General features: G+C 60.2%; 11 protein-coding genes and 1 pseudogene. 5 read left to right on the top strand and 7 right to left on the bottom strand.

What is annotated here, in order from left to right; genetic code table 11:
• Window positions 1-25: 25 nt before the first annotated feature.
• The gene (gene fdhA / locus AC07VR_RS24905; RefSeq protein ID WP_494992913.1) at window positions 26-1,225 is read left to right on the top strand and encodes a formaldehyde dehydrogenase, glutathione-independent; all 1,200 of its coding nucleotides are present in this window, start codon (window positions 26-28) and stop codon (window positions 1,223-1,225) included.
• A gap of 765 nt (window positions 1,226-1,990) precedes the next feature.
• Window positions 1,991-2,233 carry a hypothetical protein gene (locus AC07VR_RS24900; protein WP_494992912.1) on the top strand — a complete coding sequence of 81 codons (243 nt, stop codon included), beginning with the start codon at window positions 1,991-1,993 and terminating at the stop codon, window positions 2,231-2,233.
• A gap of 420 nt (window positions 2,234-2,653) precedes the next feature.
• On the opposite strand, the gene gfa is transcribed toward AC07VR_RS24900, so the two are convergent.
• Both gfa and AC07VR_RS24890 read right to left on the bottom strand, forming a co-directional pair.
• The gene (gene gfa / locus AC07VR_RS24895) at window positions 2,654-3,232 is read right to left on the bottom strand and encodes an S-(hydroxymethyl)glutathione synthase (RefSeq protein WP_495012869.1); all 579 of its coding nucleotides are present in this window, start codon (window positions 3,230-3,232) and stop codon (window positions 2,654-2,656) included.
• A gap of 63 nt (window positions 3,233-3,295) precedes the next feature.
• Window positions 3,296-3,406 (bottom strand): annotated as a pseudogene (locus AC07VR_RS24890) (hypothetical protein); the annotation flags it as partial.
• A 274-nt stretch (window positions 3,407-3,680) separates the two neighbouring features.
• Here AC07VR_RS24890 and AC07VR_RS24885 point away from each other — a divergent pair.
• Both AC07VR_RS24885 and AC07VR_RS24880 read left to right on the top strand, forming a co-directional pair.
• On the top strand, window positions 3,681-4,340 hold the full coding sequence (locus tag AC07VR_RS24885) for an MliC family protein (RefSeq protein ID WP_494992910.1): 660 nt from the start codon (window positions 3,681-3,683) through the stop codon (window positions 4,338-4,340).
• Between the two features lie 240 nt (window positions 4,341-4,580).
• Complete coding sequence (locus AC07VR_RS24880; protein ID WP_495012868.1) at window positions 4,581-4,847, top strand: hypothetical protein; 267 nt, start codon at window positions 4,581-4,583, stop codon at window positions 4,845-4,847.
• A 3-nt stretch (window positions 4,848-4,850) separates the two neighbouring features.
• Here AC07VR_RS24880 and AC07VR_RS24875 read toward each other — a convergent pair whose 3' ends face one another.
• From AC07VR_RS24875 to AC07VR_RS24855, 5 genes are all read right to left on the bottom strand, one after another.
• A complete protein-coding gene (locus AC07VR_RS24875; RefSeq protein ID WP_495012867.1) occupies window positions 4,851-5,552 on the bottom strand; it encodes an MlaA family lipoprotein in 702 nt (233 codons plus the stop codon).
• 130 nt (window positions 5,553-5,682) lie between these two features.
• On the bottom strand, window positions 5,683-8,292 hold the full coding sequence (locus AC07VR_RS24870) for an MMPL family transporter (RefSeq protein WP_495012866.1): 2,610 nt from the start codon (window positions 8,290-8,292) through the stop codon (window positions 5,683-5,685).
• A gap of 49 nt (window positions 8,293-8,341) precedes the next feature.
• Window positions 8,342-9,100, bottom strand: coding sequence for a phosphorylase family protein (locus tag AC07VR_RS24865; protein ID WP_494992905.1), 759 nt, complete (start codon window positions 9,098-9,100; stop codon window positions 8,342-8,344).
• Window positions 9,097-11,076 carry a squalene--hopene cyclase gene (gene shc / locus AC07VR_RS24860; protein WP_495012865.1) on the bottom strand — a complete coding sequence of 660 codons (1,980 nt, stop codon included), beginning with the start codon at window positions 11,074-11,076 and terminating at the stop codon, window positions 9,097-9,099. The genes AC07VR_RS24865 and shc overlap by 4 nt, the downstream gene beginning before the upstream one ends.
• The gene (locus AC07VR_RS24855) at window positions 11,073-12,254 is read right to left on the bottom strand and encodes a phytoene/squalene synthase family protein (RefSeq protein ID WP_495012864.1); all 1,182 of its coding nucleotides are present in this window, start codon (window positions 12,252-12,254) and stop codon (window positions 11,073-11,075) included. The genes shc and AC07VR_RS24855 overlap by 4 nt, the downstream gene beginning before the upstream one ends.
• Window positions 12,255-12,506: 252 nt before the next feature.
• Between AC07VR_RS24855 and hpnA the strand changes: the two genes are divergently transcribed.
• Window positions 12,507-13,559 (top strand): hopanoid-associated sugar epimerase, encoded by a 1,053-nt coding sequence (gene hpnA / locus AC07VR_RS24850; RefSeq protein WP_494992902.1) that lies wholly within the window; start codon window positions 12,507-12,509, stop codon window positions 13,557-13,559.
• Window position 13,560 lies beyond the last annotated feature (1 nt).

Genomic DNA, 13,560 nt, shown 5'->3' with positions numbered 1-13,560 from the left:
ACAACAACAAAAGCGAGGTGAAAGCATGTCTGGTAATCGTGGTGTCGTGTATCTCGGCGCAGGCAAGGTCGAGGTGCAGACCATCCCCTATCCGAAAATGGAAGACCCGCGCGGCAAGCGCATCGACCATGGCGTGATCCTGCGCGTGGTTTCAACCAATATCTGCGGCTCCGACCAGCATATGGTGCGTGGTCGGACCACGGCCCAGGTCGGACTGGTGCTTGGCCATGAGATCACCGGTGAGGTGATCGAGAAGGGCCGTGACGTGGAAAACGTGCAGATCGGTGACCTGGTCTCGGTGCCGTTCAACGTCGCCTGCGGCCGTTGTCGCAGTTGCAAGGAACAGCACACCGGAGTCTGCCTGACGGTCAACCCGGCGCGCCCCGGCGGTGCCTATGGCTATGTGGACATGGGCGATTGGGTTGGCGGCCAGGCCGAATATGTGCTGGTGCCGTATGCCGACTTCAACCTGCTGAAGCTGCCCGACCGCGACAAGGCCATGGAGAAAATCCGCGACCTGACCTGCCTCTCCGATATCCTGCCGACCGGCTACCACGGCGCGGTGACCGCCGGTGTCGGCCCTGGCAGCACGGTGTATATTGCCGGTGCCGGTCCGGTCGGAATGGCTGCTGCCGCCTCCGCCCGTCTGCTTGGTGCGGCGGTGGTGATAGTCGGCGACGTCAATCCGCTGCGTCTGGCGCATGCCAAGGCTCAGGGCTTCGAGATCGCCGACCTGACCCAGGACACTCCGCTGCACGAGCAAATTGCCAACCTGCTCGGTGAGCCGGAAGTCGATTGTGCAGTCGATGCGGTCGGCTTCGAAGCCCGTGGCCACGGCCATGACGGCGCGCAGCACGAGGCCCCGGCCGACGTGCTCAACGCGCTGATGGGCGTGGTGCGGGTCGCCGGCAGTATCGGGATCCCCGGTCTGTATGTCACCGAAGACCCGGGCGCGGTCAACAAAGCCGCCAAGCATGGCAGCTTGAACATCCGTTTTGGCCTCGGCTGGGCCAAGTCCCACAGCTTCCACACCGGCCAGACCCCGACGATGAAATACAACCGTCAGCTGATGCAGGCGATCATGTGGGACCGGATCAACATTGCCGAGGTCGTCGGCGTGCAGGTGATCAGCCTGGACGATGCGCCGCGCGGCTACCACGAGTTCGATGCCGGGGTGCCGAAGAAATTCGTCATGGATCCGCACAAGCTGTTTAGCGCGGCCTAAGGAGTAGGTTGGGAAAAGGGCAGCTTTGAGCTTAATGCCAGTCAGTTAAGCTGACTGGCGTTAAGCTCTGCGCCAATAGCTCATGCACAGGGTCTCCGACCGCGCGAGATCAGAGCAAGACTGGCGTATAACGCCATGCTCCGTATTGCCTTCTGCTTCGCTTAACAGCATCGGCATCCCGGATTCCCGATTACGCGGCTCAATGGCTGGCCCATCGGTTTCCCCTGTCAACGCTTCACCCTGCACCTCACGGTGCAACATGCATGACTCGGGGTCTGGTTGATTCGCCATTTCTTACCAGTATCGAACTTTCATCGACGATCCTCCGCCAGCTTTAACTGGCGCACCAAGCGTCCGACCAACACACCTTTCATGGTTAAACCGGCGCTCACCTGTGCGGCAGCAGTTCGGTAGTCTCACTCGCCCGCTGCAGTACCCGGAAGTAATTTTCCGAAATTCGAGGAACTAATTATGCGAAACCGGGAAATTGTTCCCCGTTTCGGAAAATTACTTCCGGGTACTGCTTTCTCGAGGCGTCTGAATGACTGACTTCACCTTCCTCACCCGTCATTGGCCAGCCGGCTGCCCATGACCGGCGCTATGATTATGAACAAGTGGTTGTGTCGTTCGATGAGGTCATGCAGCGCTGCACCAGGGATTTGTACGTAACATTGCATAAGCCATGCGGTGGCCAGAATAATCCGGGAGGCGACCGTATTATCGTGACCAAGGCGGTGAGCAATACAACATATCAGGAGTCCCATCATGAGCTATGGCAAGAACAGAGCGCAGGCCCTGGATGACCTGGAGGAAGCGACAGATGACATACGCCGAACTGACAATCATGCCGAGCGCCTGGAAGCGTTGTACAAGGCTCAGGGCATGCTGTACATGCTATGGCGTATTGATTGGGTGAACAGCGAAGACTTCGAAAAACTGAAGTTAAAGCTTCTCCGGGCTGATGCGGAGGCGGTGCGGCAGATAGAGGAGAAAGTGAAGCCCGCGTGAGCGCGAATGACGAATAATTTGTTGTGCGTTACAGCTCCCTCCTCCAACCCAGCCGCCGCCGGGCGGTAATGATTTGGGTGAAGCCAACATGAAAACGGTCACGGCCCTTTTCACCTGTCTGCTCGCTGCCAGCGTGTGCGCGGCGACGAGCACCTGTACAAATGCTGCGTCCCCCTCGCCTTCCATACCCAGCATTACGAATGTGAATATTGCTCGCCGGAGCAATGGGAATTCCTTGCATACTCATCATCTTATTAATGATGATTCCTCGCCATCATGCCCATCAAAACACCGCCCTTATCCGGAAAAATGGTGCTTGAACGCAACGCCCTTCACCTGAAACGGATATGGGTGAAGGGCGTTGCACTAATGGTTCAGCCAAGGTGGCTCGTGCCAAATAGTACATTCGGCAAATGGGGTTTAACTGGATGCCAAAACACCATTCAACTTCGCCACTTGCGTAGCCAATACGTCCATCAGATCTGGCGACAAGCAATCATAAGGTTCCAAACCAAGCGCGCGCAGTTTTTCGCGAATTTCCTTCATGTCCTCCGGCGGTGTGCCGGTTTCGATGATCGACGAAACGAAGGCTGCAAAGCCCGGTGCAGCCCAACCTTTTTGCGGAGAAAGCTCGGTATGCACGAAGTCCAGGCCATAGAACGCGTGGTCTTTATTTTCGATGCGGCCGTACATATGTGCATGGCACTCTTTGCAGGCATGTCGTTGAATAGTCGCGCGCTCGTCGACGATGACCAGCTTCTCAGCGTTCGCGGTGACGCTGACTTTGTCGCGTGGAACAACTGCAATGACCGCGAATTTCGCACCTGCGGGCTTCCAGCATTTGCTGCAGCCACAGGCGTGATTGTGCAGGGTCTGGGCGTCAATCCTGATTTCAACCTTATCGGTCGGACACAGGCATTGCAGGGTACCTCCAGAGAAGTTTGCAGCGCTTGGCTCTATTCCGTTATCCAGTGAAGGATGAAGCTTCAAGTTGCTCACGATAAACCTCCAGTATCAGGGAGTATTCGAACTGTATCTGGAGCCTGAGCTCCAGGGCACACATCAGTATTTGACAACGGTGCGGACCGATTTACCTTCATGCATCAGATTGAAGCTCTCATTGATACGTTCAAGTGGCATGGTATGAGTGACGAAGGGAGCCAGACCGATTTCGCACGTTCTGTATCAGCGCCTGTTTTAGAAGGAACACCCTCAGGGAGCGCTCTTCGACGCCGTGGGTTTTCCGACCCGCCTCTTGCGCTTGGCGACGGGAGCCCGACGAAGCTGCGTCAGTTGCTTCTCCAGCGTGTCGGCCGCCGGGCGGTGTGACAAGTTTTGAGCACTGACTTACACTGCGGATGCACCCAATGCGAACGAATGACTGTTTAACGGATCGATAGGTCCCACGGTAATCAGGGCATCACGTAATGATCTGGGTGAATCCAACATGAAAACGGTCATGGCCCTTTTCACCTGTCTGCTCGCTGTCAGCGTGTGCGCGGGGACGAGCACCTGTGCAAATGCTGCGTCCCCTTCGCGAACTTTCAAGACCAGCTTCGACTGCGCCAAGGCAAGGGCATCCGTCGAAAAGCTTATCTGTCGCGATCCCCAACTGGCCCAGATGGATATCGAACTGACGCGTCTTTATCGCCTGGCGCTCACGGATGAACATTCAGTACCGCGTCCAGACAAAGTCATGATCGACCAGCAGTTCTGGATCGAGGCCCGCAATCAGTGTGCCTCCGAGCCTGCGCCCAAGGCGTGCACGATCCGAAGTTATGCCGAGCGCGCGCACCAGCTACGCCAAGGCTCGGCAATTGTGAGAACCAAGGATCCAGACAGACTCACCGAAGGCCCCCTGGCTTTTCGTTGTACAGGGTTTAACGCGCTGATTGCCGCCACCTTCTTTAGCACGCAGCCTGGCGTCGTGTACCTGAAATGGGCGAACACCTCGATCACCCTGAGCCAGGTGCAGAGTGATTCGGGAACCCATTACACCGGCAAGGATTACCAGGGGAACTACAGCTTCTGGCAAAGCGGCAACGTGGTATTTTTCCAGAAACCAGGCTCTGGGGAAATGAGTTGTACGGCCGAGCCGGTCGGCTGAATTTTTATTAGGAGCCAAACCCCCGAAAGGGCAAAAGTCCGAAAACAAGGTATGACAAGAAGGAGTCTGTCTTGATGGGCCCTGGCTTGGGCTCCACTCGATCCTTGGCAGATCGTAGCGTTCGGCGTAATGCAGGCTACAAGCCCGTCACTACCCCAACAATTCCATTCTCAGCGACTTCAGTGTTTGCGAATCAAGAACAATCTCGCGCGTATTGATCGATAAAGGCTGGGTATTCCGATGCTGAAGGCTGAATTGGCTCAAGCCCCCACCGACACCATCAAGAAATATCGCGTGGTGTTTGCCGAAGGCAATGGCGTCGCCTGGGATCAGGCACTGTCGTTCAATGCCCAGCAGGATATCGAAGTAACAAATGTTGACCGCTGGATTCGAGGATTCGAGAGAACCTGGTTTAAGACAACGCCTACGCGCCATCGAGCGCAGGTTACCTGTCCGATACCCCGATCGCTTGATGTCAGCGTTATGGATACCGGACAGGGAGTTTGATGCCTAGAAGTCGTCCTCCACCTTACCGTTCTTGACCTTGAACTCGCGGCTCTGCAAGAAGGCGTTGCGGATGAAGGTGTATTTATCGCCGGTGATCACTTTCTCGCCCGACAGGTAACTGGCGCGGGTGTCGACGGTCTCGACCGCGAAGACGGTATTACGGGCAGGGATATCGTTCATGTAGCGGTACGGTGCGGTGTAGGTGTCCGGGTACTTGGCGATGCCATCGCGCACCGTGCTAGGCCCCAGCAACGGCAGCATCACGTACGGACCGGTCGGTACACCCCAGTGCCCGAGGGTCAAGCCGAAGTCTTCATCATTGCGCTGCAAGCCCATCTTGGTACCGACGTCGAAGAAGCCCGCCACACCCAGCGTGGTGTTCAACAGCAAACGAGCGGTGTCGACACCTGCGGCATGAGCTTTGCCCTGCAAAACATCGTTGGCAAAGTTACCAATGTCGCCGATGTTCCTGAACATGTTATGGATGCCGTCCTCCAGAAACTGCGGCGTGATGAACTGATACCCCTTCGCCAACGGCTTCAGTGTGTAGGTGTCGAGGGTGTCGTTGAAGCGGTAGATAACGCGATTGACGTCTTCCCACGGGTCGTCATCAGCCGCGTGAGCGGCGATGGGAACCAGAGCGGCCCCGGCAACGAAGCACAGCTGGGTCAGACGATTGGTAAGGCGTGCGCCGGTCACGGGCATAGCCGGAACTCCTGCGAAATGGGGGACGCTATGCTCAGCGACTCGAGCGAGTATAAGGCCTTCTGTCAGGATCTCAGGCAAAGTATTGGGCTGAAAATACTCGTACCCCTCCCCTTAAACGCTCTATACGTCATTGAGGCTGTGACCGGTCAGGCACGGATAGGCTATACAACAAGGCCGGCAGAAACACGAAGGTCGACAGCAGCACGGCGAACAGGCTCAGCAGCAACACCAGGCCCATGCTGGCTGTACCAGGATGGCGGGCGATGGCCAGGCAGCCGAACGCAGTGCCGGTGGTCAGCGCCGAAAACAAGATCGCGTGCGCGGTGGGCGATCCCAGGAACTGGCGCATGCCACTGCGCCAGTTCATCACGAAATAGACGTTGAAGGACACGCCGACGCCCAGCAACAACGGCAATGCAATGATGTTGGCGAAGTTGATCGACAGGCCGAGCAAGCGTACCAGCAGTGCCGTCAGCAAGGCCGACATCAACAAGGTAACCATCACCAGAACGGTGTCGCGGACCCGCCGCAGGACCACCATCAGCACCACAGCGATGGCCAGCGTGGCATAGACAGCGGCCTGCTCAAACGCCTCCAGGACCGTGTCGGCCGACTTGACGGTATCGAACGCCGAGCCGACGGCCAGGGGTGCCACCGCATGAACCGCCTCGACGAACCGGCGTAGCCCGGCGGTCGTTTGCGCCTGATCGCCCGGCGTCAGTTGTATCCGCACCCGACCGTCGGCAGTAAACCAGTCACGTTTGAGTTCGTCCGGCAGCCGCTGCAGGGTGATGCGTTGAGCGGAAAGCGAGTCATTCAGCGCCTTGAACGTCTGCGGCAAAAACCGCGCCAGTGATTGGTTGGCCGCCAGCAGAACGCTGTCCGGTGCCTGCGCCAACCGGCCCAGTGACTGACCAATGTGCAGCAACGGCGCATTTGGCGGCACGTCGCCGGAGACGCTGGTAATCGCGGCGCTGGTGTCACGTGCAGTGGCGCGCAACTCGGCGACCGTGGCGGGCGGTCTCAGCGCGTGGGGACTCAGTACCGAATACATCAGGTCCGACGCCTGCTTGATCTGTTCGAGCTTGTCGTCCTGGCCCTCGGGAACGAAGTCCGAGCCTGAAACCACCTGCGCGACTTCGGGCAGCGCACCGAGACGTTCACTTAGAGGGCGAGCGGTCGGTAGATCCGCCGCCAGCACGTTCAGGGTGAACGGGTTGGTGTTCGGGTCGTTCATCAGCGCGCTCAAGGTCTGCATGGCCTCGCTGTCCGCGCGCTTGGTATGCAGCGGATTGGCGTCGAAGGGCATGCTGACGGTGCTCCACAGGCCGGCCACCGCCAGCAACGCGAAAACCACCAGCACCGGCATCCGGCGATGTGCCAACCAGCTATCGGCCGCCGTGCCACCGGGCAGCACGACGTCAGTGTGCTGCGGCCCCTTTGCCAGCAGGCCCAGCAGCGCGGGCAATACCGTCAAGGTACACACCAGCGCCAACAGCATGCCGACGCCGGCGATGATGCCCAGTTCGGCCATGCCGCTGAAAGGGGTCGGTGCGAAGGCCAGGAAACCGCAGGCGGTTGCCGACGCGGCCAGGCCGATTTGCCCGCCGACCTGAAGGCCCGTTAGGTGCAGGGTGTCGGCGAAATCTCGGTCGCCGCGCTGCAGTGCCTGAAAGCGCACACCGAACTGGATGCCAAAATCGACAGCAAGGCCAATGAACAGCACCGCGAAGGCAACCGAGACCAGGTTCAGGCGGCCAACCGCGAACGCGGCGAAGCCCAACGTGTAGACCAGGCCCACGACCAGGGTCAGCAACACCGGCACAATCAGTCGCCAGGAACGCAGGGCCAATACCAGCCAGAAAATCACCAATAGCGCACTGCCGATGGTGATGGGTGCCGCTCGGTCGGTCAGGGAGCGAAACTCCTCATCGGACAATGGCACCGAACCGGTGTAGTTCACCCGGACCCGCCCTGCTTTCACATCGGGCAGGTTGGCAACGATGTTCAGCATCGCCTGAGTGGCGTCCTGGCCAGGTTCGAGGGCATCGTGGTCGAGCACCGGTTGGATCAGCACCAGTTCCAGACCGCCGCTATGACCAACCAGCTGGGGTGTCAACAACGCCTGCCAGGACAACGGCGAAGCCTGCCCATTCAGGCTGTCGTCCAGAGTCTTGGCAATGTTGCCCAGCGCGGAATCGTAGGTTGAGAGGTAGTCGCCCATGCCGTAGCTCACGCCTTCGACCAGCATATTCAGGCCCTTGAGCAGGCCACGGGCGGAGGGATCGCTGGCCAGCGGATCCAGTAGCTGACTGCCCTGCACCATGCTGTCGAGGACGTCGAATAAATCGCTGGACGACTGCAGCATCAAGCCTTCGCGGTCGAAGAATGGGCTGATGCCTGGCGTGGACACCGAGCGTATGTGGCGCGGGTCGGCCGCCAGACCATTGGCCAATGTGAGGGCATTTTCACGCGCCTCCTCCACCGTTGGTGCATGCACGACGGTGATGAGGGTATCGCTGAACTGCGGGAACAGGCCGGCGAACACCAGGCTCTGCTGACGCCACGGCAGGTCTGCGGAAAACAGGTGATCAGAATCCGTATCGATACTTAGGCGCGTGGAGGCGCCCATCAGACTCGCCGCCGCCAGCACTATCGCCAACAGCAGGACAATAACCGGGTGACGACCACTGGCATCCACCAGCCACACGATGCAGCGCTGCGCGATGCTGGTCATGACCAGCTTATTGCGTAGACGCCGAGTGCGACTGACGGACGCGGAGGATTCAGCGACGGCTTTTATCATGTCGTTGTACACCGCAAGGAGGTTCGCGCTTCCAGGTTCGGGCTGCCGTCGCGGCTGCGCGCAATGCACCGATGGCCCTGTTCATGCGTGATGAGAGTCCGGGCAAACCAGCCAGCAACCAGGGGCGGCGGGCCAAGGTCACGATCAGTTGCGGCACGCGGGGTCGACCCCAAGGATCAATCACAGCCTGCAACGCCTCGGGGAGTTCATCATCGCGTTCATCGATGACGGCCCTGAGCACGATGAATGGCAGATCGCGACTCGCCGCCACCGCCGCCACCGCCGCGCTTTCCATATCCACCGCCGCTGCGGTGTAGCGCTGCTGCGCGGCCATTTTTGCCGCGGCGGTGGAGAGCGGTCCGGGCAGGCTGAGCAAGGTGACATCAAACACCGTCGGCAATGCCGCGTCGGTCAGTCGCCGCTGCAATCGGTCGCGCCAAACAGGATCCACCGGGTAAATATGCCCCTGCTCGTCGAGTACGCTGTGCGGACAGAGCAACATGCCGGTGCGCAAGCTGCCATTCAGAGCACCGGCAACACCGAATGTCGCCAGCGCCTGAGCCCCGGCATCGGCCAAGGCCAGCGCCGCCTTGCGAGCAGCGTCCTGCCCCATGCCGCTGAGCCACAGACCGCAGCCCTCTGACAGGGGCACGATGCAGTCGGGGTGTACTGTCTGGGTCGTCAACGCAGCCGCTTCAGCCTTCAATGCCACCACGATACCCAGCGAGTGCAGTCTCACCTTTGCGCCCTTGACTGGCTGAGCAGGTGTCGAAAACGGGCCAACGCGTACAGCGGGAAATACGCAGCGTAGCCGTGATATTTGAGGTAATACACCCGTGGAAAACCGGGTGCGTTGTGCGAGGGATGAGACCAGAGTCCTTCATGCTGCTGGCAGGCGAGCAGCCATTGGATGCCGCTGCGCACCGAATCGGACTTGACCTCGCCCATCGCCAGCTGGGCCAACACCGCCCACGCGGTCGAGTGAGGTGTACTGACACCACCGTTGGTGCCGGCCAGGCTCGGGTCGATGTAGCTGTCATTGCTCTCGCCCCACCCGCCGTCATCGTGCTGCCGCGTGCGCAGCCAGTCCACGGACTTGCGCAAATAAGGTTGCTGGAGATCCTCACCTGCCAGCGCCAGTCCAGACAGCGCGCTCCAGGTGCCGTAGATGTAATTGTTGCCCCACCGCCCCCACCAGCTGCCGTCGGCCCGCTGGGTGGCGCGCAGATAATCGACGCAGCGACGCAGGCCGCCACGGTCCTGATCGCGCCCCAGCACGCCGAGGCACGCGGCCACACGGCCAGAGACATCCTCGGTCGGCGGGTCAAGCAGTGCGCCATGGTCGGCGAAGGGAATCGCGTTGAGGTAGTAATACGTGTTGTCTGCGTCGAAGGCCGCAAAGCCACCGTTCTTCGACTGCAAGGCCAACATCCAGTCCGTGGCCCGATCGATGCTCTGGCGATGGTGTCCGGGCTGACCGCGGCGGCGATCCAGCACGTGCAACAACGCCGCCACCAACGCGGTGTCGTCAATGTCGGGGTAGTAGGCGTTGGCGTACTGAAAGGCCCAGCCACCCGGCGCCGCCCGGGGTGAACGCGCCACCCAGTCGCCCTTGCATTCCAGCTCCTGTCGCTGCACCAGCCAGTCGCAGGCCCGCACGATGGCCGCCTCGGTCGCCGTGTTGTCATCGCTGTGAATCAAGGCCATTGCACTCCAGCCGGTATCCCACACCGGCGAAACGCATGGCTGGCAATACGCTGATCCGTCGGCGCGATGGACGACCAGTTTTTGGATCGAACGCAAACACGTATGCCGGGCCGGGTGATCCTTGGGGTAGCCAAGCAGGATTATTGCTTCGTAGCTATTGACCATCGGCGGAAAAATGGCCCCGAGGCCATCCTCGCCATTCAAGCGCGGCAGGAACCAGGCTTCCGCCTTGCGGATTGCACGCCGGCGCAGCCCCCCCGGCATCCAGCGATCGAGTCCGCGCCCCAGCTTGTCCAGCCCGAGGAACAGCCGGTTCAACAGGCCACCACGGAGAAAATAGTTACGCTCCAGTTCCGGCGGGGTAACGAACAGCTCACGAATACTGACTCGCCCGGGATTGATCGCACGGGCCTTGAGCGAACAGAGGATGGTCAAGGGCACCAGGGTCGTCCGTGCCCAGTACGAGGTCTTCTCGATGTGCAGAGGCGCCCAGCGCGGAAACAACATGATCTCGACCGGCAAATAAGGGACCGCGCGCCAGGGCACCTGCTCGAACATCGCCAGCAGGATGCGCGTAAACACATTGGTTTTGGCGGCGCCACCCAGCGCCAGTACCGCTTCCCGGGCACGGCACAGGTGTGGCATATCGAGCGCGTCGCCAGCGACCTTGAGTGCGTAATACGCCTTGACCGTGCACGACAGATCGATCGCACCGCCCACATACTGTGGCCACCCGCCATGGCCCTCGAGGACCTGAGTCGAACGCAGGTAGCGGGCCATCTTTTCCTGCAATACCTCGTCGATCTCATCCGTGAAATGCATCATCAGGATGTATTCGGCGGTGATCGTGCAGTCGGACTCCAGCTCGAAACACCAGTGGCCATCAGCACGTTGACGTGCCAACAGCGCAGCACGCGCACGGGCAATGGCCGAATCCAACACAGTGGTTTCGGGTACCCGCGCGCTGTTGCCAACGACAGCGTCAATAGAGGCGGAACACTCCCTCATGGCTGCACATCATCGGTGTCGGTGGAGGTGCACCAGATCGTTTCGGTGCAATAGGGAATGGCACTTTTCGGCCAATTGATTTTCCCCCCCGAGGGGGCATTCCACTCTGCAGACAGCAGTGTCAATGGAAGCTTGCGGGCGGCCGTTTCGAACAGCCAGCGCAAACCGCTGTTGGAGTTCCCACTCAATCGGGTGAGCGCGATGATACTGGCCACCGTTTTGTGTGAGATCTTGACTTGCTCACCGGCGCGAAAATTGAGGTTTTGCTGCAACTTGCGCAGCGTCATGACGGCCAGGCCGATGCTCCACAGGCAAAAACGGCGGAACCCCGCCTGCTCGATCGGAATGGCCAGCGTGTACTCCAGCGCGTTGCGCAGGTGGGCATGGGCCACGCCGATCAATTCGGACATCGCCCCCTCCTGACCCTCCTGACCCTCCTGACCCTCCTGACCCGCCTGCATGTCTGCCAGATGCACGCCATACCGGGCGAAGACATCCTGTGGCAGCCAGCACACGCCATGGCTGTAGTCTTCCCATTGGTCCTTGAGGATATTGGTCATCTGCAGGCCCTGGCCGAAGGACACCGCCAGACGCATCAGCCGCTCCCGTTGGCTGGCCACGGAAGGATCGAAATCGATGAGCAACTCGGTGAGCATTTCGCCCACCACGCCGGCCACGCAGTAGCAGTAGCAATCCAGATCGCGCAGCGTTTCCAGTCCTTGCTGCCCCACGCAGCACTGAAAGTCGCGCATGCCGTGGGACATGATTTTCAGGCATTTGATAATCGCCAGGCGCTGCGCTGGCTTCAAGTCCTGAGTGACTTGCAGCACCAGCGGCAACTGGCTGACCAGCTCGCGCTCGGCCAGCAAGGTCTCCTGTGAAAACAGCGGCGCCAGTTCGGCCGCGAAGCGCTGCGGGTCGATGCGGCCAGTGACGGCATCGATGAACCCATCCTCGTAACGCAACTTCTGCTCGGCAGACAGGGCCGGCTCGTCTTCGATGGTGTCGGCGACACGGCATAGCAGGTACGCATTGGTGACTGCACGGCGTAAGGCCGGCGGCAATTGGGGAATGGTGAGTGCAAAGGTTCTGGATACTTTGGGCAGAATGGCGTTTTGGTATGCGTCGGCAGCGCTTTCGGTGGCCTCAGTGGCCGGCTGGGATTCGATCATAGGCATGCCTTAGCCTTCCTCTTTTTGTAGAGTTAGGGACGGTCGGAAATAGCCCCCGACCGAAAAACAAGGGCGCGCCTATCAGACGCGGCCAATGTCACGCTTCCGAAATCAGTGTTCTACCCCCAAGGATGCGATGCGAGGCGTTTGCCTGCCTGGCAGACGCGCCTGAACCCTGTTGCTCAGGGCTCTCTTTTCGCACAATCCTCTGGCAACAATATAGTAGGAAAATTTGGTCCATACTGAAAAACGAACTGTTTGGAAATTTCAGTATCCTCTTCCCACAGCAAGCTCTGGCAGAGAACTCAAGGATTATTTACCGATGGTAGTGCCGTGAAAATACTGGTGAGCGGAGCCACTGGCTTTGTCGGCTCGGCCGTAGTGCGACGCCTCCTGCAAGATGACCACCATGTTCGGGTGCTGGTGCGGGCGACCTCGGATCGTCGCAACCTGCACAATCTGAATGTGCAAGTCATCGAAGGGGATCTCACCCAACCGACTTCGCTGCAGCGCGCCTGTGATGACTGCGACGCTCTGTTCCACGTGGCGGCCGATTACCGACTGTGGGCGCCAATTCCCGCGCAGCTCTATCAGACCAACGTCGACGGCACGCGGGCAATACTCGAAGCGGCCAGGCTGGCTGGTGTGCCACGTATCGTCTATACCAGTAGCGTCGCCACCCTTGGCAATCCCGGGGATGGCCGCCCCGGTGACGAGAACACCTCGGTGACACTGGGCGACATGATCGGACACTACAAGCGTTCCAAGTTCCTCGCCGAGGCGCTGGTCCGGGAGCTTGCCGCCGAGGGGCTGCCGGTGGTGATCGTCAACCCCTCGTCCCCGATCGGACCGCGCGACATCAAACCCACCCCCACCGGCCGGATCGTGCGCGACGCCATCGCGGGGCGCTTGCCCGCCTACGTCGATACCGGCCTCAACGTCGTGCATGTGGACGATGTCGCGGAGGGCCACTGGCTGGCGTTCCAGCGTGGCGTGGTGGGCGAGCGCTATATCCTGGGTGGCCATAATCTCAGCCTGCGCGACCTGTTGATCGAGATCGCCGACATTGCCGGGCGGGCTCCGCCGCGCTGGCGATTGCCGCATGCCGTGGTCATGCCGGTGGCTCATCTGGCAGAAGCCTGGGCACGGCTGACCGGCACCCAGCCGATTGCCACCGTGGAGGAAGTTCGCATGTCCAAAAAACGCATGTTCTTCTCCAGCGCCAAGGCCGAGCGCGAGCTCGGTTATGCCCCGGGCCCTGCCCGCCTGGCACTGGAAGATGCGGTCAGGTGGTTCGAGCAGCACCGGTAGC

Source organism: Pseudomonas sp. GW821-FHT02H09, assembly GCF_059421425.1.
The sequence above is the reverse complement of the archived record's forward strand: the minus strand, read 5'-3'. Positions and strand labels throughout refer to the sequence as shown.

Coding starts and splice junctions, on each gene's coding strand:
- AC07VR_RS24855 (WP_495012864.1), bottom strand. CDS start 12,254: ATGCCTATGATCGAATCCCAGCCGGCCACTGAGGCCACCGAAAGCGCT.
- AC07VR_RS24900 (WP_494992912.1), top strand. CDS start 1,991: ATGAGCTATGGCAAGAACAGAGCGCAGGCCCTGGATGACCTGGAGGAA.
- AC07VR_RS24885 (WP_494992910.1), top strand. CDS start 3,681: ATGAAAACGGTCATGGCCCTTTTCACCTGTCTGCTCGCTGTCAGCGTG.
- AC07VR_RS24880 (WP_495012868.1), top strand. CDS start 4,581: ATGCTGAAGGCTGAATTGGCTCAAGCCCCCACCGACACCATCAAGAAA.
- shc (WP_495012865.1), bottom strand. CDS start 11,076: ATGAGGGAGTGTTCCGCCTCTATTGACGCTGTCGTTGGCAACAGCGCG.
- AC07VR_RS24875 (WP_495012867.1), bottom strand. CDS start 5,552: ATGCCCGTGACCGGCGCACGCCTTACCAATCGTCTGACCCAGCTGTGC.
- fdhA (WP_494992913.1), top strand. CDS start 26: ATGTCTGGTAATCGTGGTGTCGTGTATCTCGGCGCAGGCAAGGTCGAG.
- AC07VR_RS24870 (WP_495012866.1), bottom strand. CDS start 8,292: ATGACCAGCATCGCGCAGCGCTGCATCGTGTGGCTGGTGGATGCCAGT.